The 25,521-nt window shown below is 70.1% G+C and carries 22 protein-coding genes and 1 other RNA gene; 15 read left to right on the top strand and 8 right to left on the bottom strand.

Annotation, left to right across the window (positions count from 1 at the left end; genetic code table 11):
* Nucleotides 1–105: 105 nt before the first annotated feature.
* The 4 genes from ASF89_RS08455 to rnpB all read left to right on the top strand — a co-directional run bounded on the left by ASF89_RS08455 (nt 106) and on the right by rnpB (nt 3,654).
* Nucleotides 106–1,569, top strand: coding sequence for a hypothetical protein (locus ASF89_RS08455; RefSeq protein WP_055813776.1), 1,464 nt, complete (start codon nt 106–108; stop codon nt 1,567–1,569).
* A gap of 9 nt (nt 1,570–1,578) precedes the next feature.
* Nucleotides 1,579–2,394 carry a Nif3-like dinuclear metal center hexameric protein gene (locus ASF89_RS08450; protein ID WP_055813773.1) on the top strand — a complete coding sequence of 272 codons (816 nt, stop codon included), beginning with the start codon at nt 1,579–1,581 and terminating at the stop codon, nt 2,392–2,394.
* Between the two features lie 79 nt (nt 2,395–2,473).
* Nucleotides 2,474–3,214, top strand: a complete 741-nt coding sequence (locus tag ASF89_RS08445) for a zinc ribbon domain-containing protein (protein WP_235484051.1) — start codon at nt 2,474–2,476, stop codon at nt 3,212–3,214.
* Between the two features lie 58 nt (nt 3,215–3,272).
* Nucleotides 3,273–3,654: RNase P RNA component class A (gene rnpB / locus ASF89_RS11610), an RNA gene on the top strand.
* Between the two features lie 81 nt (nt 3,655–3,735).
* Here the strand turns inward: rnpB and ppgK are convergent.
* Together ppgK and map are read right to left on the bottom strand one after the other, a co-directional pair.
* Complete coding sequence (gene ppgK / locus ASF89_RS08440; protein WP_055797129.1) at nt 3,736–4,497, bottom strand: polyphosphate--glucose phosphotransferase; 762 nt, start codon at nt 4,495–4,497, stop codon at nt 3,736–3,738.
* A gap of 34 nt (nt 4,498–4,531) precedes the next feature.
* Entirely contained in the window at nt 4,532–5,395 is an 864-nt protein-coding gene (gene map / locus ASF89_RS08435; RefSeq protein WP_055797132.1) for a type I methionyl aminopeptidase, read from the bottom strand.
* Between the two features lie 79 nt (nt 5,396–5,474).
* Here map and ASF89_RS15695 point away from each other — a divergent pair, with 79 nt between their 5' ends.
* From ASF89_RS15695 to ASF89_RS08425, 4 genes are all read left to right on the top strand, one after another.
* Entirely contained in the window at nt 5,475–5,627 is a 153-nt protein-coding gene (locus ASF89_RS15695; RefSeq protein WP_156357334.1) for a hypothetical protein, read from the top strand.
* A gap of 45 nt (nt 5,628–5,672) precedes the next feature.
* Nucleotides 5,673–5,843 (top strand): SPOR domain-containing protein, encoded by a 171-nt coding sequence (locus tag ASF89_RS15690; RefSeq protein WP_156357335.1) that lies wholly within the window; start codon nt 5,673–5,675, stop codon nt 5,841–5,843.
* 73 nt (nt 5,844–5,916) lie between these two features.
* The gene (locus ASF89_RS08430; protein WP_055797135.1) at nt 5,917–7,254 is read left to right on the top strand and encodes a glutamine synthetase family protein; all 1,338 of its coding nucleotides are present in this window, start codon (nt 5,917–5,919) and stop codon (nt 7,252–7,254) included.
* An 11-nt stretch (nt 7,255–7,265) separates the two neighbouring features.
* Nucleotides 7,266–10,214 (top strand): bifunctional [glutamine synthetase] adenylyltransferase/[glutamine synthetase]-adenylyl-L-tyrosine phosphorylase, encoded by a 2,949-nt coding sequence (locus ASF89_RS08425; protein WP_055813770.1) that lies wholly within the window; start codon nt 7,266–7,268, stop codon nt 10,212–10,214.
* A gap of 147 nt (nt 10,215–10,361) precedes the next feature.
* Here the strand turns inward: ASF89_RS08425 and glnA are convergent, their stop codons facing one another.
* Nucleotides 10,362–11,786, bottom strand: coding sequence for a type I glutamate--ammonia ligase (gene glnA, locus ASF89_RS08420; RefSeq protein WP_055797142.1), 1,425 nt, complete (start codon nt 11,784–11,786; stop codon nt 10,362–10,364).
* Nucleotides 11,787–11,928: 142 nt separating this feature from the next.
* On the opposite strand from glnA, the gene ASF89_RS08415 reads away from it, so the two are divergent.
* On the top strand, nt 11,929–12,375 hold the full coding sequence (locus ASF89_RS08415) for an RDD family protein (RefSeq protein WP_055813767.1): 447 nt from the start codon (nt 11,929–11,931) through the stop codon (nt 12,373–12,375).
* A 66-nt stretch (nt 12,376–12,441) separates the two neighbouring features.
* On the opposite strand, the gene ASF89_RS08410 is transcribed toward ASF89_RS08415, so the two are convergent.
* Entirely contained in the window at nt 12,442–13,164 is a 723-nt protein-coding gene (locus ASF89_RS08410) for a DUF4191 domain-containing protein (RefSeq protein WP_055798414.1), read from the bottom strand.
* A gap of 122 nt (nt 13,165–13,286) precedes the next feature.
* Here ASF89_RS08410 and ASF89_RS08405 point away from each other — a divergent pair, with 122 nt between their 5' ends.
* Complete coding sequence (locus ASF89_RS08405; protein WP_055813765.1) at nt 13,287–14,591, top strand: hypothetical protein; 1,305 nt, start codon at nt 13,287–13,289, stop codon at nt 14,589–14,591.
* Nucleotides 14,592–14,601: 10 nt separating this feature from the next.
* Here the strand turns inward: ASF89_RS08405 and sucB are convergent, their stop codons facing one another.
* The 3 genes from sucB to ASF89_RS08390 all read right to left on the bottom strand — a co-directional run bounded on the left by sucB (nt 14,602) and on the right by ASF89_RS08390 (nt 19,163).
* Nucleotides 14,602–16,095 carry a 2-oxoglutarate dehydrogenase, E2 component, dihydrolipoamide succinyltransferase gene (gene sucB / locus ASF89_RS08400; protein ID WP_055813762.1) on the bottom strand — a complete coding sequence of 498 codons (1,494 nt, stop codon included), beginning with the start codon at nt 16,093–16,095 and terminating at the stop codon, nt 14,602–14,604.
* 56 nt (nt 16,096–16,151) lie between these two features.
* A complete protein-coding gene (gene lpdA, locus ASF89_RS08395; RefSeq protein WP_055813759.1) occupies nt 16,152–17,525 on the bottom strand; it encodes a dihydrolipoyl dehydrogenase in 1,374 nt (457 codons plus the stop codon).
* Nucleotides 17,526–17,684: 159 nt separating this feature from the next.
* Nucleotides 17,685–19,163, bottom strand: coding sequence for a leucyl aminopeptidase (locus ASF89_RS08390; protein WP_055813755.1), 1,479 nt, complete (start codon nt 19,161–19,163; stop codon nt 17,685–17,687).
* Between the two features lie 85 nt (nt 19,164–19,248).
* Between ASF89_RS08390 and ASF89_RS08385 the strand changes: the two genes are divergently transcribed.
* The 5 genes from ASF89_RS08385 to ASF89_RS08365 all read left to right on the top strand — a co-directional run bounded on the left by ASF89_RS08385 (nt 19,249) and on the right by ASF89_RS08365 (nt 25,053).
* Nucleotides 19,249–20,166: a proteasome assembly chaperone family protein gene (locus tag ASF89_RS08385; RefSeq protein ID WP_055797163.1), complete on the top strand. Its 918-nt coding sequence runs from the start codon at nt 19,249–19,251 to the stop codon at nt 20,164–20,166.
* Between the two features lie 67 nt (nt 20,167–20,233).
* Nucleotides 20,234–21,574: a nitrate/nitrite transporter gene (locus ASF89_RS08380; protein WP_055813750.1), complete on the top strand. Its 1,341-nt coding sequence runs from the start codon at nt 20,234–20,236 to the stop codon at nt 21,572–21,574.
* 249 nt (nt 21,575–21,823) lie between these two features.
* Nucleotides 21,824–23,038: an RNA polymerase sigma factor gene (locus ASF89_RS08375; RefSeq protein ID WP_055797169.1), complete on the top strand. Its 1,215-nt coding sequence runs from the start codon at nt 21,824–21,826 to the stop codon at nt 23,036–23,038.
* A gap of 3 nt (nt 23,039–23,041) precedes the next feature.
* Nucleotides 23,042–24,301, top strand: a complete 1,260-nt coding sequence (locus ASF89_RS08370; protein ID WP_055813747.1) for a MurT ligase domain-containing protein — start codon at nt 23,042–23,044, stop codon at nt 24,299–24,301.
* On the top strand, nt 24,298–25,053 hold the full coding sequence (locus ASF89_RS08365; protein WP_055813744.1) for a type 1 glutamine amidotransferase: 756 nt from the start codon (nt 24,298–24,300) through the stop codon (nt 25,051–25,053). The genes ASF89_RS08370 and ASF89_RS08365 overlap by 4 nt, the downstream gene beginning before the upstream one ends.
* Before the next feature lie 70 nt (nt 25,054–25,123).
* On the opposite strand, the gene ASF89_RS08360 is transcribed toward ASF89_RS08365, so the two are convergent.
* Entirely contained in the window at nt 25,124–25,351 is a 228-nt protein-coding gene (locus tag ASF89_RS08360) for a hypothetical protein (protein WP_055798417.1), read from the bottom strand.
* Between the last annotated feature and the right edge of the window lie 170 nt (nt 25,352–25,521).

Here is a 25,521-nt window from a genome sequence, read left to right as displayed (position 1 = left end):
CGTCTCGGACGAGGGCATGCCGTGCACCCGCGCTCACCGGGATTAGTCCCGGTCGGCACGGCGAGCCGCGCCGATCCGGAGCCCCCGCGGACGTACCATCCACGCATGACCGAGAACGCGGACCTGCTGAGGACGGACGCCGTCGCGCCTCCCGAGGTCGACGCCCACCGGTTCCGCTCGACGTTCGTCGAGCCCACCCCGACCCCCGCGCCGTCCACGACGCCGCCCCCGCAGGAGCTCCACCCCGTGTCTCAGACCCTCGCCCCGGAGGCGCGCGACAGCATCGCCTCCCGCCCCGCCTCCGTCCCCAGTCACCGCGCCGACGCCCCCGAGCCGATCATGGTCCCGACAGCGTCCGATCCCGGCTCCGGGGCCGACCGCGAGGCGTCCTCCGAGGCCATGCCGGACCCCCGGCCGGTCAGCGCGCCGCGCCACTCGGTCGACACGTCCGCCATCACCCTGCCGGTCTTCGCCGTCCCCGTCGGCCCCGATCTGCCGCAGCCGCCGGAGCGCGTGACCCTCGACGACGACGTCCTCGCCCGTCTCGTGACCCGGCGCTTCGAGGACACCGCGACGGTCGACCTCATGGCCGTGGTGCAGGCGCAGCTGCTCGCCCGCCGCGCCGAGGCGGCCCGCTTCGCCCGGTGGGAGAGCGAGATCAGCCGCGTCGGGACGGACGAGGCGGCGCTCGTCCTCGAACGCACCCGCCTGCGGTTCACGGGCGTGATCGACATCATCGGAGCAGGCGCTCCTGCTCCGGCGGGAGGCGACGTCGACGACAGCGACACGAACCTCATCCCCATCGTCACCCCCGAGGAGGCCGAGGCCGACCTCGCCGCGCGTCGCGAGGCGGCCCGATTGGCCGAGGCCGAGGCCGACGTCGTGGCCGAGCCGGAGGTCGTGGCCGAGCCGGACGCCGTGGCCGAGCCGGAGGCCGTGGCCGAGCCGGAGGCCGAGGTCGGAGCCGCCGCCGAGGCCCCCGCCGCAGCGCCCCGCGAGACGTCGACCGCCCCGGTCGCCGACGTCACCGGTCCGGCGAAGGAGACCCCCGTGGTCTCCGGATCCGAGGCCGAGGCTGAGGCCCCGACCCGTCCCGCCGTCTCCGAGGGCCCCGGTCTCCGCGATCTCGTCGCCGGTACGGGCCGAGCGCTCCGCATCGCCGTCGTCGGCGCAGGCGTCCTCGTGCTCCTCGCCCTGATCCTGGCCGTCGCGGCGGGGGAGTCCCTCGGCACCGCCGTCGTGGCGACGCTGGCCGTCCCGGTGATCGGCGCCCTCTCCGCGGTCGTCGCGACGATGGCGGTGTCGGCGCGCGCCGACGACGCGTCCGTCGTCGAGCGTCGGCGTCCGATCGCGGTGGTGGCCGCCGTCGTGGTGGCCGCCGTCCTCGGATTCGGCGTGCTGTCGCCCGTCGTTGCAGCACTCGCCTGGCAGGGCTATCTCGTCTCCGGCATCGGCGGCTCCGGCCCCGCGGCCGGCGCGGCGGTGGCCCTCGCCCTCCTCGTCGCGGCCGTCTCCGCACTGGTCGTCGCGGTCCTGCTCACCGGGGTCCGTCGCCCGTCTCGCGACTAGGCTGACGGGGTGTCCACCCTCGCCTCCGTCTCCGCCGTCGTCGAACGCCTCTGGCCGCTGAGCGGCGCCGAGTCCTGGGACTCCCCGGGGCTCGCCGTCGGCGATCCCGAGCGGCCCGTGACCCACATCCACCTCGCCGTCGACGCCGTCCTCGACACGGTCGACGAGGCGCTCGGACTGGATGCCGACCTCCTCCTCGTGCATCACCCGCTCCTGTTCCGCGGCGCCCGCACGGTGTCCGAGGACACCACCAAGGGGGCCGTCATCGCCCGTCTCGTGAGGGGCGGCTGCGCGCTCGTCGCGGCTCACACCAACGCGGACGTCGTCGAGACCGGCACCTCCCGGGTGCTCGCGCACCAGCTCGGCCTCCTCGACCAGCGACCGATCACCGCGGGGAGCACCCCGACGACCGGCCTCGGGATCGTCGGGCGACTCGCCGAGCCGGTCCCGCTCGTCGCCTTGGCGACCATGCTCCGCGACGTGCTCCCGCCGACCGCCTCCGGCATCCGGGTCGCCGGGTCCGCTGAACGCCTCGTCGAGACGGTGGCGCTCTGCGCCGGAGCCGGAGACTCCCTCCTCGACGATCCCGCCGTCCGGTCCGCCGACGTCTTCATCACGAGCGACCTCCGCCATCACCCCGCCTCCGACGCCCGCGAGCTCATGCTCCTCGGTCGCGGGCCCGCGTTGATCGACGTGTCCCACTGGGCCGCCGAGTGGCTCTGGCTCGACACCGCCGCGGCCCAGCTGCGCGAGGCCCTCGGCGACGTCGAGGTGACGCTCAGCGACCTGCGCACCGACCCCTGGGACTTCACCGTCGTGCAGTGACGCCCGACCGCCCGCCCACGCCGCGCCTCCTCGGCACCCCGTCCTCCGACCATCCGCACCGACACGAAGAAGGCCACGCATGCCGCTGACCGCCAGCCCCGCCGATCAGGCCCTGCTGCTCGATCTCCAGAAGCTCGACACGACCCTGCAGCAGCTCGCCCACAAGGCCCGCAACCTCCCCGAGATCGCCGTCCTCGCGACCATCGACGGCGACGCCGCCCGCCTCCGCAGCCGTCTCGCCTCCGAGCAGGGCGCGTTCGAAGACGCCGAGGTCGAGCTGAAGCGCATCGAGTCCGACGTGTCCGTCGTCGAGGCACGGGTCGCGCGTGACACGCAGCGTCTCGCCTCCACGTCGTCCGTGAAAGACGTGCAGGCGCTCGAGGGCGAGCTGGCCGCCCTCGCCCGGCGCACCTCCGACCTCGAGGACCTCCAGATGGACGTGATGGAGCGCGTCGAGAGCCTCGGCGCCGTCGCCCGTCTCACCCAGAGCGAGCTCGACCAGATCGACGGTCGTCGCGCCGACGCGACCACGTCGCGCGACGAGTCGCTGGCCGGGCTCGAGCGCGAGCGCGCTCAGGTGGCCGCCGACCGGCAGACCCTCGCGGCGCGGGTCCCCGCCGATCTGCTGGCCCTCTACGAACGTCAGCGCGAGCGCTACGGCGTCGGCGCGTCCCTCCTGCGCGGAGGCGTGTCGAGCGCCAGCGGCGTGACCCTCACCGGCAGCGATCTCGCCGCCGTGCGATCGGCCTCCGCCTACGACGTCCTGCTCTGCCCCGACAGCAACGCGGTGCTCGTCCGCACGCAGGAGTCCGGCATCTGACCCTCCTCCGCGGCCGCTCGCGTCGCCCGGCCCGAGGCCGGTAGGCTGAAGGGGCGAACGGGTCGGCAAGACGGTCGCGTCGGCACGGGTCCGCCCGTGCCGCCGAGGAACGTCCGGGCTCCACAGAGCAGGGCGGTGGGTAACACCCACCCGGGGCAACCCGCGAGACAGTGCAACAGAGAGCAGACCGCCACGGTCGTCACCGCGAGGTGCGACCGGGGTAAGGGTGAAACGGTGGTGTAAGAGACCACCAGCGGTTCGGGTGACCGACCGGCTAGGTAAACCTCGCCCGGAGCAAGGTCAGACAGAGGGCGTCGAGGTTGCTCGCCGAGTCCTCGGGTAGACCGCTGGAGAGCTGCGGCGACGCAGTTCCGAGAGAGATGGCCGTCCACGGTGCGTGAGCATCGAGACAGAACCCGGCGTATCAGCCGGCCCGTTCGCCTCACGCGAGAACACCCTGCTGCAGGAGGCGCGCCTCCGGCAGCAGGGTGTTCTCGCGTCGTGGGCGGTGCGCCCGATCGTCAGCCGACCGGGTTCGACGAGGCGGCCAGAGCCGCGGCTCCCATGATGCCGGCGTTGTTGCGCAGCGTCGCCGGGACGATCTCGGCCCGGAGGTCGAGAAGCGGCAGGAACTCCTCGTGGTGCTTCGAGACGCCGCCGCCGACGATGATCAGTCGGGGGTAGAGCAGGGCCTCGAGGTGCGAGTAGTACTTCTGGAGGCGCTTGGCCCAGTGCTTCCAGGTGAGCTCGTCGCGCTCCTTGGCGGCGAACGAGGCCTTCGTCTCGTAGTCCTTGCCGCCGATCTCGAGGTGTCCGAGCTCGGCGTTGACGATCAGCACGCCGTCGTTGATCAGCGCCGTCCCGATGCCGGTCCCGAGGGTCGTCATGATGACGAGGCCCTTGACTCCGCGGGCGGCGCCGAAACGGGTCTCGGCGTAACCGGCGGCGTCGGCGTCGTTGACGAAGTGGATGTCCCGGCCGAGGGTGGTCTCGAAGAGCTTCTCGGCCTCGAAGCCGATCCACTTCTTCGACACGTTGGCCGCCGACAGGGTGGTGCCGTCCATGATCGCCGCGGGGAAGCACACGCCCACCGGCATGGCGTCGTCGTCGACCCCGAGCTCGTCGACGATCTGCTTGACCACGGCGACGATGTCGTCGGGCTCACCGCCGGCGGGGGTGGGCTTCTTGATGCGGTCGGTGAGGAGCTCGCCGGACTCGAGGTCGACGATGGCCCCCTTGATGCCGGTGCCGCCGATGTCGATGCCCACTGCCTTCTGTGACACGGGTGGTTCCTTTCCGGGGGTGGAGGGGTGAGCGTCAGCTCAGGGTGAGGATGTCGGCACCGCGTTCGGTGACGACGAGCGTGTGCTCGAACTGCGCGGTGAGGCTCTTGTCGCGGGTCGTGACCGTCCAGTCGTCGGACCAGATGTCGGCGTCGATGCCCCCGAGGGTCAGCATGGGCTCGATCGTGAAGACCATCCCGACCTCCATGACGTCGTCGTACCGGGGCGCGTCGTAGTGGGGGATGATCAGGCCCGAGTGGAAGGCCCGACCGACGCCGTGGCCGGTGTAGTCGCGGACGACGCCGTAGCCGAAGCGCTTCGCGTACGACTCGATGGCCCGACCGATCACGTTGACCTCGCGGCCCGGCGCGACCGCCTTGATGCCGCGGCGGAGGGCCTCGCGAGTGCGATCCACGAGGTCGACGGTCGCCGGCGCGCCCTCGCCGACGACGAAGGTGCGGTTCAGGTCGCCGTGCACGCCGTGGGCGAAGGCGGTGATGTCGATGTTGATCAGATCGCCGTCGACCAACTCGGTGTCGTCGGGGATGCCGTGGCAGATCACCTCGTTCACCGAGGTGCAGATCGACTTCGGGAACCCCCGGTAGCCGAGGGTCGACGGGTAGGCGTCGTGCGAGACGACGAACTCGTGGGCCACGCGATCGAGCTCGTCGGTCGTGACGCCGGGGCGGATCGCCGCCTCGACCGCGTCGATGGCCTGCGAGGCGATGCGCCCGCTCGCCCTGATCAGCTCGACGGTCTCGGCGTCGTACACGTCGCCGCCCGTGTAGGGGCTCGGTGCCTTCCGGCCGACGTACTCGGGTCGGGGGATGGACGCGGGGACCGGACGCTGCGCTGAGATCCGGCCCGGAGTCAGTGTTCCGTCGAGGTCCCGGGGCATGTCGACCAGCTTAGGGGGCGCGTCGTCGGGCGGGCGCGTCCGCTTGCCGTGGTCCCGTCGACAGGCGAGAATCGACGACATGGTCGCCATCGTCATCGCCCTCATGGTCGTGGGCTCGCTCGTCATCATCGCCGGGATCCTCGTGATGCTGCTCTCGCCGCTCGTCTCGTCGCTGCTCGCCCGTCGAGCACCGGGCCGTCGGCCCGCGCCCGTGGCGCCTCCGCGCCGCTGACGGCGTCTCCGGGCGGCTCCGGCCGGCGGGCGGTAGCCTTCCCGCATGGCTGAGTTCTGGTTCAACACGAAGACGCACGAGGTCGAAGAGGGCAAGGTGTCGCCCGCTGTCGACCGTGCCGGCCCGTACGCCACGCGCGACGAGGCGGCGAAGGCCATCGAGACCATCAAGGCCCGCAACGCGCGTCTCGATGCCGAGGACGCCGCCGACGACTGATCCCCGCCGGAGCGGCGACCCTCGCGACACCCGGTGCGTCCACTAGCCTGGACGGCGAGCAGAAAGGCCGTGAATGGACAAGCAGAGAGACTTCGTTCTTCGAACGATCGAAGAGCGCGGCATCAAGTTCATCCGCCTCTGGTTCACCGACGTGATCGGCACCCTCAAGTCGGTGGCCATCGCGCCCGCCGAGGTCGAGGGGGCCTTCGCCGAGGGCATCGGCTTCGACGGATCCGCCATCGAGGGCCTCACCCGCTCGTACGAGGCCGACGTGCTGGCGCAGCCCGACCCCACCACGTTCCAGATCCTGCCGTGGCGTGGTGAGATCGACCCCACCGCCCGGATGTTCTGCGACATCACGACACCCGACGGCCAGCCCGCCGTGGCGGACCCGCGCAACGTCCTCAAGCGCACCCTGGCCCGGGCCGGCGATCGGGGCTTCACGTTCTACACGCATCCCGAGGTCGAGTTCTACCTCCTGAAGAGCGCGCAGGTCGGCGATGACGGTCCTCAGCCGGTGGACTCCGCCGGGTACTTCGACAACGTCCCCGGAGGCACGGCGCACGACTTCCGTCGCCGCTCGGTCCGCATGCTGGAAGACCTCGGCATCTCGGTCGAGTTCAGCCACCACGAGGCCGGCCCCGGGCAGAACGAGATCGATCTGCGCTACGCGGACGCGCTGACGACCGCCGACAACATCATGACCTTCCGGACGGTCATCAAAGAGGTCGCCATCGAGCAGGGCGTCTACGCCACGTTCATGCCCAAACCGTTCAGTCAGCACCCCGGTTCGGGCATGCACACCCACATGTCGCTCTTCGAGGGCGACTCGAACGCGTTCTACGAGGCCGGCGCCGAGTACCAGCTCTCGACCATCGGGCGCCAGTTCATCGCCGGTCTGTTGAAGCACGCTCCCGAGATCACGGCCGTCACCAACCAGTTCGTCAACAGCTACAAGCGCCTCTGGGGCGGCGACGAGGCCCCGAGCTTCGTCACCTGGGGCCACAACAACCGGTCGGCTCTCGTCCGGGTCCCTCTCTACAAGCCGAACAAGGGCAACTCGAGCCGGGTCGAGTACCGCGCCATCGACTCGGCGGCGAACCCCTACCTCGCCTTCTCGCTCATGCTGGCCGCCGGCCTCAAGGGCATCGAGGAGGGCTACGAGCTGCCCGCCGAGGCGGAGGACAACGTCTGGGGCATGAGCGACGCCGAGCGTCGCGCCCTCGGGTACAGGCAGCTGCCGGCGAGTCTCGACCACGCGCTGTCCATCATGGAGGACAGCGAGCTCGTCGCCGAGACGCTGGGGGAGCAGGTCTTCAACTACGTCCTGCTCAACAAGCGTCAGGAGTGGAAGGCCTACCGGGCTCAGGTGACGCCGTTCGAGCTGCGCTCGAACCTCGAGATGCTCTGAGCACACGACCCATGCCCCGTCCCGCCGCGGCTCTGTCCGAGCTGGCTCGACTCGGGTTCTCCCGGCTCGGCGAGGCGCGCGACCGCCTCGCCGAGCTCGCCGTGTCGACACCGGCCGTCGAGGTGCTCCTGCCCTCGTTCGCGGCATGCCCGGATCCCGACGCGGCACTGCTCCACCTCGATCGTCTGATCGACCGCGATCGGCCGACGGTCGAGTCCCTGCTGGCGGACGGCTTCGGTCCCCGCCTCGTCGTGGTGCTGGGCGCCTCCTCGGGGCTCGCCGACTTCCTCGTCCGACGACCGGCCGAGTCGGAGGCGCTCCGCGCCTCCCTGACGCAGCCGCCGTCCGAAGCGGAGTACGTCGCCGACCTGCAGGAGGCCGTCGGCGACCGGGTGGGTGACGAGGCGCGGGTCGCCCTGCGGGTGCGATACCGGCGGAACCTGCTCCAGCTCGCGTCGTACGACCTCGACGCACCCGACCCTCTCGCCGTGATGCCCCTCGTGGCCACGGCGCTGGCCGACCTCGCGGGCGCTGCCCTCGAGGCGGCGCTCGGCATCGCCCGTCGGGAGGTCGCCTTCCCCGCCGAGGACGTCGAACGGACGCGATTGGCGATCATCGGGATGGGCAAGGCCGGTGCGAGAGAGCTGAACTACCTCAGCGACGTCGACGTCGTCTACGTCGCGCAGGGGGCGGACGGGCTCGAGAACGGCCGCGCCGTCGAGATCGCCACCCGCCTCGCCGTCCACACCGTGCGAGCGGTCTCCGAGCTCTCCCTCGAGACCGAGCTGTGGGAGGTCGATGCGAACCTCCGCCCCGAGGGGCAGGCCGGCGCCCTCGTCCGGACCCTCGAATCGCACATCGCCTACTACGAGCGGTGGGCCAAGGGCTGGGAGTTCCAGGCCCTGCTCAAGGCCCGTCCTCTCGCCGGCGACCGCGAGCTCGGCGACCGCTACGTCGAGCGGATCGCCCCGTTCGTCTGGGCGGCGGCCTCGCGCGAGAACTTCGTCGAGTCCGTGCAGCGCATGCGCGAACGGGTGACCGATCTCATCCCGGCCGACGAGGTCGACCGCCAGCTGAAGCTCGGCCCGGGCGGACTGCGCGACATCGAGTTCACGATCCAGCTCCTGCAGCTCGTGCACGGTCAGGCCGACGAGAACGTCCGTCAGAGGGCCACCCTCGACGCCCTGGGCGCGCTCGCCCGGCGCGGGTACGTCGGTCGTGCCGAGGCGGCCGAGTTCGATCGCGACTACCGCCTCCTCCGTCTCCTCGAGCACCGCATCCAGCTCTCGAAGCTGCGACGGACCCATCTCATGCCCGTCGACGAGGGCGAGCTGCGCGTGCTGGCGAGATCGACCCGCCTCGGCGCCACGGCCGGCGACCTCGTGAGCACGTGGCACGACGTCCGGCGGCGGGTCAGGACCCTCCACGAGCGACTCTTCTACCGGCCCCTCCTATCGGCCGTCGCCGCGAGACCGGAGGAGGAGCTCGGGCTCAGCAGCGACCAGGCCGCGGCGCGCCTCGCCGTCATCGGCTTCGTCGACCCGCGCGGGGCCCTCGGGCACATCGCCGCCCTGACCGCGGGGGTGTCCCGGCGCGCGAGCATCCAGCGTCACCTGCTGCCGGCCATGCTGCAATGGTTCGCCGACGGCACCGACCCCGACCTGGGGCTGCTCGCGTTCCGACGCCTGAGCGACGGACTCGGCGAGTCGTACTGGTTCCTGCGCATGCTGCGGGACTCCTCCGGGGCTGCTCATCGGCTGACCACCGTCCTGTCGAACTCGCGGTTCGTGGCCGATCTCCTCGACCGCATCCCCGAGGCCGCGGCCTGGTTCGAGAACGACCACGAGCTGCGACCTCGAGCGCTCGGCACGCTCCTCGCCGAGGCCGAGGCCACCGTCGCGCGCCACTCGGGCGTCGACGCCGCCGCGGCCGTCCTCCGCCAGTCGCGTCGACGGGAGATCCTCCGTCTGGCGATGGGCGGCATCCTCGGCCTGCTCAGCATCGACGAGCTCGCCCGCGGGCTGTCGGCGGTGACGACCGCCGCGATCTCCGGCGCGCTGGCCCTCGCTCGGCGCGACGCCGGCGATCTCGAGTTCGCCGTCATCGCGATGGGGCGATACGGCGGTGAGGAGCTCGGGTTCGGGTCCGATGCCGATGTGCTCTTCGTCTACCGTGCCCCCGACGACCACGATGGCTCGGCGCACCGCCGGGCCCTGGCCGTGGTGAGCGAGATGAACCGGCTGACCTCCGATGCCCTCGTACCCCTCGACCTCGACACGGGTCTGCGACCGGAGGGCAAGAACGGCACCGTCGCCCGATCGCTGTCCTCCTACCGCGCCTACTACGCCCGCTGGTCGCTGACCTGGGAGGCCCAGTCGCTTCTCCGCGCCCGCGCGGTCGCCGGCGACGACTCGCTGGCGTCCGACTTCATGGCGTTGGCCGACGACGTCCGGTACCCCACCGCGATCTCCGAGCAGGAGGTGCGCGAGGTCAAGCGCATCAAGGCCCGGGTCGAAGCGGAACGACTTCCGAAAGGCGCCGAGCCGTCTCGTCATCTCAAGCTCGGGCGCGGTTCGCTCAGCGACGTCGAATGGTACGTCCAGCTCCTCCAGCTCCAGCACGCCCACGAGGTGCCGGGGCTGCGGACGCCGTCGACCCTCGACGCCCTCGCCGCCGCAGCGGAGGCCGGTCTCCTGACGGACGACGATGCGCAGAAGCTCCATGACGCCTGGACGATCGCGTCACGCGCTCGGTCGGCCGTCGTGCTGTGGACATCCCGGACGTCCGACGTCCTGCCGACGGACCGGCGCCTCCTCGAGGGCGTGGCTCGACTGATGGAGTACCCGCCGGGGTCGGCGACGCGCCTCGAAGAGGACTACCTGGCCGCCACGAGGCGCTCCCGTGCGGTCTTCGAGCGCGGCTTCTACGGACTCGACGAGACCCCCGAGCCTACTGGCTGAATCGGGTCCGCTCGTGCACGGCGGGTTCGCTCGCGCACGGCGCCCGGCGCGCACCTCGCGACCGTGGGGGCCCGGTGAGAACGTGTGCGGGGAAAGCCACGAGGCCCGCACCCCTGGGGGGCACGGGCCTCGTGAGACCTGTCCGGGTCAGACGCCGAAGTACAGCTCGAACTCGAACGGGTGGGGGCGCTGGGCCATCGGGAGGATCTCCTTCTCGCGCTTGTACGCGATCCAGGTCTCGATGAGGTCCTCGGTGAAGACGTTGCCCTTGGTGAGGAACTCGTGGTCGGCCTCGAGTGCGTCGAGCGCACCGTCGAGCGACGCGGGGACCTGGGGGATGTTCTTGGCTTCCTCCGGGGGGAGTTCGTAGAGGTCCTTGTCGACCGGCTCGTGCGGCTCGATGCGGTTCTGGATCCCGTCGAGACCGGCCATCAGCTGCGCGGCGAACGCCAGGTACGGGTTCGAGGCGGCGTCCGGTACGCGGAACTCGATGCGCTTGGCCTTCGGGTTCGTGCCCGTGATCGGGATCCGGATCGCAGCCGAGCGGTTGCCGGCCGAGTAGACGAGGTTGACGGGAGCCTCGAAGCCCGGGATCAGACGGTGGTACGAGTTGATCGACGGGTTCGTGAAGGCCAGGACGGCGGGAGCGTGCTTCAGCAGACCGCCGATGTACCAGCGGGCGAGATCGGAGAGACCGCCGTAGCCGTTCTCGTCGTAGAAGAGGGGCTTGCCCTCGCTCCACAGCGACTGGTGCGTGTGCATGCCCGAGCCGTTGTCGCCGAACAGCGGCTTCGGCATGAAGGTCGCGACCTTGCCCCAGAGCTCGGCGGTGTTCTTGACGATGTACTTGAACTTCAGGATGTCGTCCGCCGCGTGGACCATCGTGTCGAACTTGTAGTTGATCTCCTGCTGACCGCCGGTGCCCACCTCGTGGTGCGCGCGCTCGAGCTCGAGGCCCGCGTCGATCAGCTTGAGGCTGATGTCGTCGCGGAGGTCCGCAGTCTTGTCGACCGGGCTGACGGGGAAGTAGCCGCCCTTGTACGCGGTCTTGTTGGCGAGGTTGCCGCCCTCTTCGACGCGGCCGGTGTTCCAGGCGCCCTCTTCGCTGTCGACGCTGTAGAAGCTGGCGTTCTGCTTCACCTCGTAGCGGACGTCGTCGAAGATGTAGAACTCGGCTTCGGGGGCGAAGAACGCGGTGTCGGCGATGCCGGTCGACGCGAGGTACTTCTCGGCCTTCTTGGCGACCTGTCGGGGGTCGCGGCTGTAGAGCTCGCCGTTGCGCGGGTTGAAGATGTCGAACACGAGGATGAGCGTGCGCTCGGCACGGAACGGGTCGACGTAGCCGGTGGTGACGTCCGGGATGAGCTGCATGTCCGACTCGTGGATCGAGGCGAAGCCACGGATGGACGATCCATCGAAGAGCTGTCCGACGGAGAAGAACTCCTCGTCGACCGTGGAGGCGGGGATGTTGAAGTGCTGCTGGACACCGGGAAGATCGGTGAAGCGGATATCAAGGAACTTGACGTCGGTGTCCTTGATGAACTTCAGCACCTCGGAAGAATCAGTGAACATACGAGATGTCTCTCCAATGGGCTTGGCTGGAACGGACAGGCCACGGCTGCAGCCTCAGACGAGGCTATTGAGGGGCCGTTTCGACGTAGTGTCCTCAATGTTTCCGGCATGTTACGGCTGCGCCGATCGGTAGGCTCGGGGCATGCCCCAGACGCCCCGCACCCCGTCGAACGGTCACGACCCGGCCGGAGGCGCGGGGCAGGGCCCGCAGGCCTGGCCCGGTCGTCGACTCGGCCTCCCCGAGCACGGACCCCGGTCCGTGGCGCGACTCGGCCGTCGCGTCGCCGCCATCGCCATCGACTGGGCCCTGGCCTACGTCGTCGCCTTCGCGTTCTTCGGCGGCGAGGGGATCGCCATCACGCTGGTCTTCGTCGTCGTGCAGATCGTGTTCCTGGTGACTCTCGGAGGCACCATCGGACATCTGATTCTGCGGATGCGCGTCGTCCGGATGGCCGGGGGCTACCTCGGGGTCTGGCGTCCGATCGTCCGCACCGTTCTCGTGGCGCTCGTCATCCCCGCGGTCGTCTTCGATCTGGATCAGCGAGGCCTGCACGATCGGATCGCGGGCACGATCCTCGTGCGGGTCTGACCGGGGGAGAGACGACACCGCCGCCTCCGGGGAGAGCGGCGGTGCGACCCGAACGGGATGCGCAGGTCAGCGGGGTCGACCGGCGCGCACCTTGAACGGGTCCACGCCCTTGGGGATCGGGAGACCGTTCTGACCCAGTGACTGGAGGCGGTTGCCGACGGCGAGCACCTCGTTGCGGTTGATGGCCTTCTTGAGCTTGTTCATGCGACCGGCGAGCTTGTGCAGCGGGATCGCATCGCTGTCCGGGCCGACGTGCAGGACCGTGATCGGCACGTTCGGGAGGACCCTCGCCACCTTGCGACGCTCCTCGTCGACGAGGCGCTTCGTCTGACCGGCGGCACCCTCGGCGATCAGGACGACACCCGGCTTGCCGACGGCACGGTAGACGGCGGCCTGGCTGCGACCCTGCACGGCGACGGGCATCTCGTTGGCACGCCATGCTCGGCGGAGGCCGCTCTTCATGACCGCGCCGACGGCGCCCGGCTGGCCTTCGATCTGCGAGTAGGCGGCGCGCTCGGCACGACGGCCGAGCACGATCAGCAGCAGGAGGATGCCGAGCATGACGCCCACGACGATGTAGAGGACGAGCGCCAGGATGCTGCCCTCGGACAGGAAGAGGCCCGCGACCACGCCCAGGAGGATGGGGAGGATCAGCACCGCCAGCATCACGGGCAGAGCCGTCTTGTCGATCCGGCGGGTCATCTGGAAGACCTGCCACATCTGCTTGAAACGGCCCGGTTCCTTGGGCGGTTTCGGGGTCGTGTTCTCCGAAGACTTACGTCGTGCCATGAACACAGGATACGGGGTCGTCCGCCGTCATGAGTCCTCCCCGGTCACGTCGCAGGCTCGAGGATCCCCAGATGCCGTGCCGGAGAGCGCGGCTCGTCATCGCGGAGGCCCAGGATCGAGCCATGTCGACGACCACCGTGGGGCCCTACGAGGCTCGAGAGGTCGACGGACCGGCCCCGTCCGAGTGGTGGACGTCGGTCACCGGCTCCGGTGAGGCGGTCCTGCTCCGCGCCTCCCCGGCGTCCGCCCGAGAGGCGCTCGTCGAGGCCGCGGTGCTCGGGTCGGCCGAGCATCCGCACGTCGCCGAGATCCTGGACGTGTTCCACGACGAGGGGAGGGTCGTGGTGGTCACGCGGGGCGCGCCCCCGGTCCGGCTCGACGGCTGGCTGGCCGGGCGCGGGGTCGTCGAACGCGGCGAGGCCGTGACGCTCGTGGTGCCGTTGGCCTCGGCGCTCGCTCACCTGGCGTCCCGCGGCATCGTGCCCGCGGGCCTGTCGGCGAGCGATGTCGCCATCGATGATCGCGGGGCGCCCGTGCTCCTCGGGCTGAGTCGGGGCATCGTCGTGCGGTCGCCCGATCGCGAGCATCCTGCGGTGAGCGACCTGTGGGCTCTCGTCGCCGAGCAGCTCGATGGGCGCCCCGGGGGCGGCACGCCACCGAGCACCCCCGAGGAGCTCTTCGAGTGGGCCCATGATCTCGGGGCTCCGCAGCCCCTCCCGACCGTCTTCGGCGAGATCGACCGGCGGCCGGCGACGGGGAGTCCAGCGGAGCCCGAGGGCGCCCTGCCGGCCTGGGCGTCCTTGCTTCCCGAGAGCGCGTTGGTGGAGCGAGCCGCCGCCTGGTGGGTCTCTCGCAGCTCGACGACCCTCCGTGAGCGGCTGCGAGGCATCCGGCCCCGGTTCCGGGTGGTGGCGGCGACCCTGGTCGTCTCGGTCGGTGCGGTGGCGGCTCTGAACCTCGCGGAAGGACCCGCCGGCGGTGAGCCGGCGGCATCCTCCTCGTCGACGGCTCCGTCGCCGACGACGCCGGGCGCCGAGGAGCCGCCGGAGACCGAGGCGACCTCCGTGCCCGACGAGTCGCCGCGAGACCCGACGGGCGTCGATCAGGTCATCCGCGGTGACGACGCCGCCGCGGCAGCGGGCCTCCTGCTGGAGGCGCGGGCCCGGTGCCTGAGAGACGTCACGCCCTCCTGTCTCGCGGCCGTGGACCACGCGGGCTCACCCCTCGAGGATCGGGACGCCGTGCTGCTCCGGGACCCGGGCGCCACGGAGGGGGTCATCGTGCCGATCCGGCTGGGCGCCGAGACGCAGCGACTGGGGGAGAGCGTGCTCTTCACGGCGACCACCGGAGACGACGAACCGGCCTCGGTCCTCGTGGTGAGGACCGAGGCCGGTTGGCGGCTCCGCGAGATCACAGCCCGTCGGTGACGGGCCGGACTCAGATGCCTAGCTTCGCCGTGAAGTCGCCCGCCTCGAGGCGGTCCTTGACCGCTACGAGGAACCTCGCGGCGTCCGCGCCGTCCACGATGCGGTGGTCGTACGACAGGGCCAGGTAGACCATCGAGCGGATGGCGATGGCCTCACCGCCGTCGGCCTTGATGACCACGGGGCGCTTGACCACGATCCCGGTGCCGAGGATCGCCACCTGGGGCAGGAACACGACGGGAGTGTCGAAGAGCGCTCCGCGCGACCCGGTGTTGGTGACGGTGAAGGTGCCGCCCGCGAGCTCGTCGGGCTTCAGCTTGTTGTCGCGCGTCCGCTGAGCGAGATCGGCGATCTGACCGGCGATGCCGGCCAGGTCGAGGTCTGCGGCGTTCTTGATGACCGGCGTGAGCAGACCGCGCTCGGTGTCGACGGCCATGCTGATGTTCTCGTGATCCGGGTAGACGATGGAGTCGCCGTCGACGGTCGCGTTGAGCTTCGGGTGGGCCTGGAGGGCCTCCGCCGCAGCGAGGGTGAAGAACGGCAGGAACGAGAGCTTGTTGCCCGTCTTCTCGAGGAACGCCGCCTTGTTGGCGTCACGGAACGAGGCCACCTTGGTGACGTCGACCTCGACGACGCTCGTCAGCTGCGCCATGGCCTGCATGGACTGGACGGCCCGTTCGGCGACGACCTTGCGGAGGCGCGTCATCGGGACGGTCGTGCCGCGCAGGGGCGAGATCTCGAGGGGGGCGGGAGCAGCGGCTGCGGATGGCGCCTCCGTCGTCTTCGCGGCGGCCTCCGCGGCGGAGAGGACGTCCTCCTTGCGGATGCGTCCACCGACGCCGCTGCCCGAGATGCTCGACAGATCGACGCCCTTCTCGTTGGCGAGCTTGCGGACGAGCGGCGTCACGTAGCCGGCCGTCGCGTTGGAGTCGGCAGCCGGAGCCGGAGCAGCCGGTGCCGCTGCGGCGGCCGGAGCAGCGGCGGCGGGAGCCGCGGCCGGAGCGGGAGCGGCGGCCGCCGGAGCGACCGGGGCCGAAGGAGCGGCGGCGGGGACGGCCGGCGCGGCCTGCGGAGGCGCGGCCTGGCTGGCGGCAGGCGCGGGGTCGGCGGCGGGTGCCGGCTCGGGGGCCGAGGCCTCGGAGTCCTCGCCGGGAGCGGGGGCAGCCGACGAGGGGAGCTCTGCCTCCTCCGCGTCGTCGCCGGTCTCCGCGGACGACTCCGGTGCTTCGGCCTGATCCTCGGCGGCCGGCTCGGCGGGAGCGTCGGAGCCGCCGTCGCCGATGCGCACCAGGGCGGTTCCGACCTCGACGGTCTCGTCCTCGGGGACGAGGATCTCTTCGATGACTCCGGCGACGGGCGAGGGGATCTCGGTGTCGACCTTGTCCGTCGAGACCTCGAGCAGCGGCTCGTCGACCTCGACGCGGTCACCGACGTTCTTCAGCCAGCGGGTGACCGTACCCTCGGTGACGCTCTCACCGAGTGCCGGGAGGTTGACGGATTCGCTCATTCGTGGGACTCCTTTGACGACATTGTGTGTCTTTGTGTGTGTAAGTGCGGGTGGGGCTACATCGCGTGAAGCGGTTTGCCGGCCAGAGCCAGCATCGCCTCACCGAGAGCCTCGTTCTGAGTGGGGTGCGCATGGACCAGGGGAGCGATGTCCTCCGGGTAGGCCTCCCAGTTGACGGCGAGCTGCGCCTCTCCGATGAGCTCGCCGACGCGCGCGCCGATCATGTGGACCCCGACGACGGGACCGTCGACGACGCGGACGACCTTGACGGATCCGGCGGTGCCGATGATGTGGCTCTTGCCGTTGCCCGCCAGGTTGTAGTCGTAGCTCGTGATCTTGTCGCCGCCGTACTTCTCCGAGGCCTTCGCCTCGGTGAGGCCGACGGAGGCCACCTCGGGGTCGGAGTACGTCACCTTGGGGATGTTGACGTCTTCGATGACGACGGGCTTGAGCCCGGCGATCTCCTCGGCGACGAAGATGCCGTGCTGGAAGCTGCGATGGGCGAGCTGCAGACCGGGCACGATGTCGCCGACGGCATAGACGCCGGGGACGGAGGTCGCGAGACGCTCGTTCGTGATGACGAAGCCGCGGTCGACGGTCACCCCGGCCTCCTCGAAGCCGAGACCGGCCGTCGACGGCCCCCGACCCACGGCCACCAGGAGGAGGTCGGCGTCGAAGGTCTTGCCGTCTTCGAGGGTGACGACGACGCCGTCGTCGTTCTGGGTCACGCTCTGGAACCGGACGCCCAGCGAGAACTCGATGCCGCGCTTGCGGAACGCGCGTTCGAACTGCTTGCTGATCGACTCCTCCTCGTTGGGGACGAGGTGGGGGAGGGCCTCGATGATGGTGACCTCGGCGCCGAAGGACTTCCAGACGCTGGCGAACTCGACGCCGATCACGCCGCCACCCAGGATGGCCACCTTGTTCGGGACGTGGTCGAGGGCGAGGGCCTGCTCGCTGGTGATGACCTTCCCGCCGATCTCGAGACCGGGCAGACTCCGGGAGTACGAGCCCGTGGCCAGGACGATGTTCTTCGCCTTGAGGGTCGTCTCGCCGACCTGGACGGTCGAGGGGGACGTCAGTCGACCTTCGCCTTCGATCGTCGTGATCTTGCGGGCCTTCAAGAGCCCCTGGAGGCCCTTGTACTTGCTGGCCACCACGCCCTCGCGGTAGCTCGTCACCGCCGGGATGTCGATGCCGTGGAAGTCCGTGTGGACGCCGTACTTCGCCGACTCGCGTGACACGTCGGCGACCTCTGCCGAGTGCAGCAGCGCCTTCGTCGGGATGCAGCCGCGGTGGAGGCATGTGCCGCCGACCTTGTCCTTCTCGACGAGCGCGACGTTCAGCCCCAGCTCGGTCGCCCGGAGCGCCGCAGCGTATCCACCGCTGCCGCCGCCGAGCACGACCAGGTCAAAATTCTGTTCCGACACCCAGCAACTCCCTCGTGCGTTCGGAGGTGCCCCGCGCCGGGCGGGTGCGCGTCGTCATGGTCTTGACGACGCACCACCCGACGGCCTCCATCGTGTCGTGGAGTCCGGCCGGCGTTCAGGGACCGTGTTCTGCGGGATTCTCCCGCCTCCACGACCCTACTACGAGGCCGAAAACTCGGAGGCCAGCTCTAGCAGGGTTCTCACGGAAACACCGGTCGAACCCTTGCCCGTGTAGCCGTAGCCGCCGCCCTTGTTGTTGGACGGGCCCGCGATGTCGAGGTGGACCCAGGGGAGCGCCGTCTCGGTGCCCTCCTTGACGCCCACGAACTCGTTCAGGAACACGCCGGCGAGGAGCATCCCCGCCGCGGTGTTGCCGGGGGTCGCGTTCACGAGGTCGGCGACGTCCGACGCGAGGCGGGCCTTCAGCTCGCCCGGCAGGGGCATGCGCCAGAACGTCTCGCCGACGGAGTCGGCGATCCCCACGACGCGCGATGCGAGCTCGTCGTTGCCCATGACGCCCACGGTCCGCATCCCCAGGGCCACCACCTGCGCCCCCGTGAGGGTGGCCACGTCGATGATCGCATCGGGCTGCTCCTCGCTGGCGGCGACGAGCCCGTCGGCCATGACGAGCCGGCCCTCGGCGTCGGTGTTCGTGACCTCGACGGTCGTGCCGCCTCGGATGGTGAGGACGTCGTCGGGCCGGATGGCCGTGCCGCTCGGCATGTTCTCCGCGATGCACAGCCACGCCGTCAGGCGGACGGCCAGCTCGAGCTCGGCGGCGGCTGCGATCACGGCGAGGACGGTGGCCGCGCCGGTCATGTCGTCCTTCATGCCGAGCATGGAGCCGGCCGGCTTCAGAGAGAGACCGCCGGTGTCGTAGGTGATGCCCTTGCCCACGAGGGCCAGGTGCTTGGCGGCTCCGGCGGGCTTGTACTCGACCTTCACCAGACGCGGTCCACGGCTCGATCCCTGTCCGACGCCGAGGATGCCTCCGAAGCCCCCGGCGAGGAGCTCCTCCTCGGCGAGCACGGTCACCTCGAGCGCGGTCCCCTCGGCGAGTGAGAGCGCCTTGTCCGCGAGGGCCTGGGGGAACATCTGCTGGGGCGGCGTGTTCGAGAGGTCGCGGACCGTGTGCACCGCGGTCGCGATCGCCGTGGCGCGCTTCACGATCGACGCGTCGACCGGCTCGGACGTGGCGAGCACGATGTCCCGCGCGTGGCGTCGCGACTCGGAGGCGGACGTCGAGCGGAACGCGTCGAACTCGTAGGAGGCGATGGCCGCGCCCTCGAGTGCGGCCAGCGCCTCGTGCGCTCCGGCGACGGGCAGACCGAGCACGACGCGGTCGACGCCCGTGAGCTGCCGGACGGCCGAGCCGGCCGCGTATCGGACGGCCTCGGCGTCGACGGCGTCCCCCATCCCGATGAGGGCGATCGAGGAGGCGCGCACGGCCGATCCGGGCAGGCGCACCAGTTCATCGCGAGCGCCCGTGACGCCCAGCGAGGACAGGACGTCCGACAGGCCGTCGACGTCGAGCACGAGCTCGGGTCCTGTGGTGGTCTTGCGGACGCCGACGACGAGGACGTCGCCCTCGATGTCCGTGGCTGCGGTCGTGCTGGTATTCAGGATCGAAACGGTCATGCCCCGATGGTATCCACGGCTCTGTTCGCTCAGGGCACGTGACGACGGGCCGTGGTTCGGGTCGCCGGTACCTAGGCTGGACGTCATGCACGACCCTGCCGGACTCTACGACCTCTCCGCCGACGCCCCGAACGTCCCCGACGGGCTGCCGCTCGTCGCGGCCCTGACGGGCTTCGCCGACGCCGGCTCCGCCGTGAGCCAGCTGGCCGAGTACATGCTGGACTCCCTCGACAACACCCTGCTCGCGAGCTTCGACGCCGACGAGCTGCTCGACTACCGCGCCCGCCGCCCCGTCTTCACCTTCGATCAGGATCACATCAGCGAGGTGTCCGTCGCTCGGCTGTCGCTGCACCTGATGAGCGACGACATCGGTCAGCCCTTCCTCCTGCTGTCGGGCTTCGAGCCCGACTTCCAGTGGAACCGCTTCACCGCCGCGGTCGTGCAGCTGGTCGAGCGGTACCGGGTGGCGACCACCACCTGGGTGCATGCCATCCCGATGCCCGTTCCGCACACCCGGCCGATCGGGGTCACCGTCAGCGGAAACCGCGTCGACCTCATCGAGACGCTCTCCGTCTGGAAACCCGTCACGCAGGCCCCCGCCAACGCTCTGCACCTCATCGAGCACCGGCTCGGTCGAGACGGCCACCCGACGACGGGCTTCGTCCTGCTCGTGCCCCACTACCTCGCCGACACGGAGTTCCCGGACGCCGCGGTGGCGGCGCTCTCGAGCATCAGCGCCGCGACCGGGCTCATCTTCCCGACCGACCGCCTGCGCGAGGAGGGGCGGGAGTTCCTCGCCAAGGTCGAGGAGCAGGTGCACGGCAACACGGAGCTCTCGAGACTCGTCTCCACCCTCGAGGAGCGACACGACACGTACATGGAGGGGAACCCCCTCCCGTCGCCGCTGACCGATCAGGACGGCCGTGTGCCGAGCGCCGACGCTCTCGCGGCGGAGCTCGAGAAGTTCCTCGCCCGACGCAGCGACGGAGACTCGACGGACTGAGCCGCACCTCCTCGATCCGTGCCGGGGTGGGCTGACCGTCGTCCGTCCGCCACGGTAGATTCGTCGGGTGAACTCGTCCCGCGCCTGGCTCGTCTGGGGCGCCGCCGTCTTCGCCTACATCTCCGCCGTGCTGCAGCGGTCGTCGCTCGGAGTCGCCGGCGTCGAGGCGCGGGGGCTCTTCGACGTGTCCGCGTCGACGCTCTCGACCCTCGCCGTCGTCCAGCTGATCGTGTACGCCGGGCTCCAGATCCCGGTCGGCGTGATGCTCGACAAGGTCGGGCCGAAGGCCCTCATCGTCACCGGCGGAGTGCTGCTCGCCGCCGGCCAGCTCGTGGTCGCCTTCGCCCCGCCGGCGATCGGCATGGCCATCGTGGGCCGCATGCTGGTCGGTGCCGGCGACGCGATGACGTTCATCTCGGTCATCCGTCTCCTGCCGTCCTGGTTCCGCGGGCCGATCCTGCCCCAGGTGTCGCAGTGGACGGGCAACATCGGGCAGTTCGGGCAGATCCTCTCGGCCGTGCCCCTGTCGATCGTCCTCCACGGCGCGGGCTGGTCGCCGGCCTTCGTCAGCGCGGCCGCGCTCTCGGTCGTGGCGGTGGTCGTCGTCGTCGTGCTCGTCTCGGAATCGCCCGACGGGGCGGCGGCGCCGACGACGGCGACCACATGGGCGGCGGCGGGCCGCCAGCTCGTCGACAGCGCCCGCCGCCCGGGGACCCGACTCGGGTTCTGGTCGCATTTCGTGACGCAGTCGTCAGGCACGGTGTTCAGCCTCCTGTGGGGCGTGCCGTTCCTCGTGGGGGGCCTCGGGCTGTCATCGGGGGAGGCGTCGGGTCTGCTGGCCGTCCTCGTGGCCTCCGGGGTCGTGGCGGGGCCGATCCTGGGTCTGCTCGTCGCGAGGTTCCCCCTGCGCCGGTCGAACCTCGTCCTCGGCATAGTCGCCGCCATGGGCGTCGTCTGGGCCGTCGTCCTGGCCTGGCCGGGGACTCCGCCGCCCTGGATCGCCGTCGTGCTCGTGATCGTGCTGGGGGTCGGCGGCCCGGGGTCCATCATCGGCTTCGACTTCGCACGGAGCTTCAACCCCCTGCGGAGCCTCGGGGTGGCCAACGGGATCGTGAACGTGGGCGGCTTCCTGGCGAGCTTCGTGATGATGTTCCTCATCGGCGTCGTGCTCGACCGGTTGGACGCGGCGCGCGTCGCGTCGGGGGCCGCCAGCGACGTGTTCGCCTTCGAGTCGTTCCGCGTGGCCTTCCTCGTCCAGTACGTGGTCGTCGGCGCCGGGGTCATCGGCCTCGTCGTCGAGCGACGCCGGACCCGGTCGGGACTCCACCGCGAGGAGGGGATCGAGGTCGCCCCCATCTGGGTCGCCGTCATGCGCCGGTGGCGGACGAGGCGGGGTCGCCGACCCTGACGCGGAGTCAGGCCCCCGGTCGGCGCGCCCCCTCAGGGCGTGCAATAATGGAGCACGGACCCGTTCGTTTCTCGTACCCCGATGTCACCGCCTCGCTGAGGCCCGCCTTCGCTCCGAGACTTGACATGGGTCCTAGTACTGCCCGAAATCGACCGACGCGATCCTCTGCCGGTCGAGGTTCGACGGTTCCGGTCGTTCGACCACGAGCGTCGAGCCCGGACCGAGCGACGAGATGTGAAAGGTGATCGCATGGCTACCCGCAGCAAAGCGACCGCAGCCTCCGACGAGACTGCGACCGACACGACCGAGGTCGCGGTCGAGACCCCCGTCAAGAAGGCGCCTGCGAAGCGCGCCCCCGCCAAGAAGGCGGCGCCCAAAGCCGCCAAGGCGGCCGACGAGGCACCGGCCGACGACGACGCCGAGTCGCCCGAGGTCGCCGTCGAGGCCGACGCCGAGACCCCTGACAAGGCACCCGAGGTCCTTCCCACAGGAGCTCTCGTCATCTCGCAGGACGACGACGACGAGATGCCGGTCTACTCGACCACCATCACGGGAGCCACGGCCGACCCCGTCAAGGACTACCTCAAGCAGATCGGCAAGGTCGCCCTGCTGAACGCCGCGGAGGAGGTCGAGCTCGCGATGCGCATCGAGGCGGGACTCTTCGCCGAGGACAAGCTCGCCGCGAGCACCGGGCTCAGCAAGGAGCTCGAGCGCGAGCTCCGCTGGGTCGCCCGCGACGGTCAGCGCGCGAAGAGCCACCTGCTCGGCGCCAACCTCCGACTCGTGGTCAGCCTGGCCAAGCGCTACACGGGGCGCGGCATGCAGTTCCTGGACCTCATCCAGGAAGGCAACCTCGGCCTCATCCGGGCCGTGGAGAAATTCGACTACACCAAGGGCTTCAAGTTCTCGACCTACGCCACCTGGTGGATCCGTCAGGCCATCACCCGCGCCATGGCCGATCAGGCCCGCACGATCCGCATCCCCGTCCACATGGTCGAGGTCATCAACAAGCTCGCTCGGGTGCAGCGTCAGATGCTGCAGGACCTCGGACGCGAGCCCACTCCCGAAGAGCTCTCACGCGAGCTCGACATGACGCCTGAGAAGGTCGTCGAGGTGCAGAAGTACGGGCGAGAGCCCATCTCGCTGCACACGCCTCTCGGTGAGGACGGCGACAGCGAGTTCGGCGACCTCATCGAGGACACCGAAGCGGTCGTCCCGGCCGACGCCGTGGGATTCACGATGCTGCAGAAGCAGCTCGAGTCGCTGCTCGACAGCCTGTCGGAGCGCGAGGCGGGCGTGATCCGCATGCGCTTCGGACTCGGCGACGGCATGCCGAAGACCCTCGACCAGATCGGCGACACCTTCGGCGTGACCCGCGAGCGGATCCGTCAGATCGAGTCGAAGACGATGGCCAAGCTGCGCCACCCGTCGCGATCGCAGTCGCTCCGCGACTACCTCGAGTAGACCGTGAAGTACGTCGTCCCCGTTCTCGCGGGCAGGCTCGTCCGCGCTGTCGCGCGTCTCCGAGGCGGTGGCTCCGCCTACCCGGGCCGAACTGTTCTGGCACTGGCACCCGACTTCCTCACGCACGTCTCGTCGCAGTTCGAGCGTGGCGTGGTCTTCGTGCTCGGCTCCAACGGCAAGTCGACCACGACCATGATGCTGACCGAGACGCTGCGAGCCCACGGTCTCTCGGTGTTCACCAATCCGACCGGGGCCAACCTCCCCCAGGGCATCGCCTCGGCGTTCCTCCGCGAGGTCACGCCGTTCGGCGACGTCAAGCACGACATCGGGGTCATCGAGGTCGACGAGGCCTTCGCCGTCGAGCTGACCAAGTCGTTGAACCCCTCGACCGTGCTGATGCTCAACGTCCAGGTCGATCAGCTGTACCGCTTCTTCGAGACCGAGCGCGTCGGCACGATGATGACCGACACGGCCGCTCTGGCCTCGCAGGCCGTCGTCACCAATCGCGACGACCAGCACCTCGGGCCGTACGTGGCGCGCCCCGGCCAGACCGTCACCCGCTTCGGTGCGTCGCCCGAGATCGTCGCCGCGTCGCCCAACGGTCTGCAGAACGCGAACGACTTCACGCGGAGCGCCGACCAGACTCTCGCCGCAGAGGCCGAGGTCGTCGCCCTCGACGGCGCCGCAGCGACGATCCGCGTCGGTGATGTGACCGTCGAGGTCCAGCTCCCCGCCCGAGGTCTGCACTACGCCGTCGACGCCGCAGCGGCCCTTCAGACCGCGGCAGTCGTGCTCGGTGGATCGATCGACGCCGTCGCGGCGGCTCGGGCGTTCGACGGCATGAAGCCGGCTTACGGCCGCGGAGAGCGCATGTCCCTCGGCACGGACGACGCCGAGTTCATCATGTTCAAGAACGCAGCCAGTCTGCAGATGAACCTCGATGCTCTCCCGCAGGGCGTCGAGCAGGTGATGCTGGCCATCGATGAGGGCACCCCCGACATCTCGTGGATCTACGACATCGACTTCTCGCACCTCGACCACGTCGACGTCCTGGCGGGTGCCAAGGCATGGCAGCTGGCGCTGCGGCTCGAGCACGAGGGCATCCCCGTCCACGTGATCGAAGAGGACATCTCGAAGGCGATCAGATTGATGCGGGCGCTGCCTTCACCCAGCGACAAGACGAAGCACTTCGTGACGAACTACGAGCAGATGATGCTGGCACGCCGCATCCTGGGCCACCCCGACCTGGAGAAGAGCGCGTGAGCGACGATGTCCTGAGAATCGTCCACCTCTACCCTGAGGAGCTCGGCGTCAGCGGAGACCGCGGGAACGTCACGACGCTCGTGGAGCGAGCCCGCCGAGCGGGCATCGCGTCCGAGGTGACCGAGTACCGGGTCGGTGACGGTGTGCCGACGGTGGCCGACGTCGTCCTGCTCGGTCACGGTCCGCTCTCCGGGGTCCGAGCCGTCAGCGCCGACGCGACACGTCTCCGTGAGTCCCTCGAGGGATTCGCTCAGTCGGGGGTACCCGTGGTCGCGGTCGGCGGAGGGCTCGAACTCCTGACGCGCGGAGTCGTCACGGTCGAGGGCGAGACGGTCGACGGGGTGGGCTTCTTCGACGCGCTGGTCCGACGAGGAGCCCCTCGTCGGACGAACTACTTCCAGGTGACGACGACCTACGGCGGCGATGAGCTCACGCTCTTCGGCTTCGAGGATCACGCCGCTCATCTCGAGCTGGGCACGGGCTCGCAGCCCTTCGCGCGCGTCGTCCACGGTGGCGGCAACGGTGCCGACGGACACGAGGGCGTCGTGCGGGGGACGTCCTTCGGCACACAGCTCAAGGGTCCGTTGCTGCCTCTGAACCCGGCACTGACCGACAGGGTCCTCAGATCAGCGCTCTCGCGTCGGGGCATCTCCTATGCGATCACCGAGGCGCATGAGAAGCTCGATCGCTACGCCGCGGCATCGCAACGGGTGATCGCCGACAACCTCGAGCGGTCCTTCAAGGCGATGTGACGACGGAGAAGCCCGCATCCTCGGTGAGGATGCGGGCTTCTCCGTCGTGATCGCCGGGCAGAGCCCTGGATCAGTGCTCCGAGAGCTTCGAGCTCTCGTCGAGCCACTCGATCGCGGTCGGCTGCAGCTTGTCCTTCAACTTGGCGCCGTGGTGTGCGCAGAAGAAGAGCTGTCCGGTTGCCAGGGTCGCACGGATGTACGCCTGGGCTCCGCAGCTGTCGCAGCGGTCTGCCGCACTGAGCTGGTAGCGGGAGCCGAGCTCATCGACGGCGGTCTGGTCGGTGGCCATCTGAGTCATGGGGTGCTCCTCCTGACGGTGGTGCTGTGGATACGTGACACTCATCAAAACACGCCCACGAGACTAAGGTGAGACATTCGGACGTATTTCGCTCATCGCGTAGCTGCTCGATGACGAGAGAGTGTCGGGGCGACCGTGTCGGTGCCCCTCGTTACCATTGAACCCGGCCA

Origin of the sequence: Frigoribacterium sp. Leaf172 (genome assembly GCF_001424285.1) — a bacterium.
GTDB lineage: Bacteria > Actinomycetota > Actinomycetes > Actinomycetales > Microbacteriaceae > Frigoribacterium.
The sequence above is the reverse complement of the archived record's forward strand: the minus strand, read 5'-3'. Positions and strand labels throughout refer to the sequence as shown.

Excerpts from the sequence above, each read along its gene's own strand:
- ASF89_RS08455 (WP_055813776.1), top strand. The coding sequence starts at position 106 with ATGACCGAGAACGCGGACCTGCTGAGGACGGACGCCGTCGCGCCTCCC.
- ASF89_RS08425 (WP_055813770.1), top strand. The coding sequence starts at position 7,266 with ATGCCCCGTCCCGCCGCGGCTCTGTCCGAGCTGGCTCGACTCGGGTTC.
- ASF89_RS08415 (WP_055813767.1), top strand. The coding sequence starts at position 11,929 with ATGCCCCAGACGCCCCGCACCCCGTCGAACGGTCACGACCCGGCCGGA.
- ASF89_RS08360 (WP_055798417.1), bottom strand. The coding sequence starts at position 25,351 with ATGACTCAGATGGCCACCGACCAGACCGCCGTCGATGAGCTCGGCTCC.
- ASF89_RS15695 (WP_156357334.1), top strand. The coding sequence starts at position 5,475 with ATGGTCGCCATCGTCATCGCCCTCATGGTCGTGGGCTCGCTCGTCATC.
- ASF89_RS08445 (WP_235484051.1), top strand. The coding sequence starts at position 2,474 with ATGCCGCTGACCGCCAGCCCCGCCGATCAGGCCCTGCTGCTCGATCTC.
- ASF89_RS08385 (WP_055797163.1), top strand. The coding sequence starts at position 19,249 with ATGCACGACCCTGCCGGACTCTACGACCTCTCCGCCGACGCCCCGAAC.
- glnA (WP_055797142.1), bottom strand. The coding sequence starts at position 11,786 with ATGTTCACTGATTCTTCCGAGGTGCTGAAGTTCATCAAGGACACCGAC.
- ASF89_RS08410 (WP_055798414.1), bottom strand. The coding sequence starts at position 13,164 with ATGGCACGACGTAAGTCTTCGGAGAACACGACCCCGAAACCGCCCAAG.
- map (WP_055797132.1), bottom strand. The coding sequence starts at position 5,395 with ATGCCCCGGGACCTCGACGGAACACTGACTCCGGGCCGGATCTCAGCG.
- ASF89_RS08405 (WP_055813765.1), top strand. The coding sequence starts at position 13,287 with ATGTCGACGACCACCGTGGGGCCCTACGAGGCTCGAGAGGTCGACGGA.
- ASF89_RS08430 (WP_055797135.1), top strand. The coding sequence starts at position 5,917 with ATGGACAAGCAGAGAGACTTCGTTCTTCGAACGATCGAAGAGCGCGGC.
- sucB (WP_055813762.1), bottom strand. The coding sequence starts at position 16,095 with ATGAGCGAATCCGTCAACCTCCCGGCACTCGGTGAGAGCGTCACCGAG.
- ASF89_RS08390 (WP_055813755.1), bottom strand. The coding sequence starts at position 19,163 with ATGACCGTTTCGATCCTGAATACCAGCACGACCGCAGCCACGGACATC.
- ASF89_RS15690 (WP_156357335.1), top strand. The coding sequence starts at position 5,673 with ATGGCTGAGTTCTGGTTCAACACGAAGACGCACGAGGTCGAAGAGGGC.
- ASF89_RS08375 (WP_055797169.1), top strand. The coding sequence starts at position 21,824 with ATGGCTACCCGCAGCAAAGCGACCGCAGCCTCCGACGAGACTGCGACC.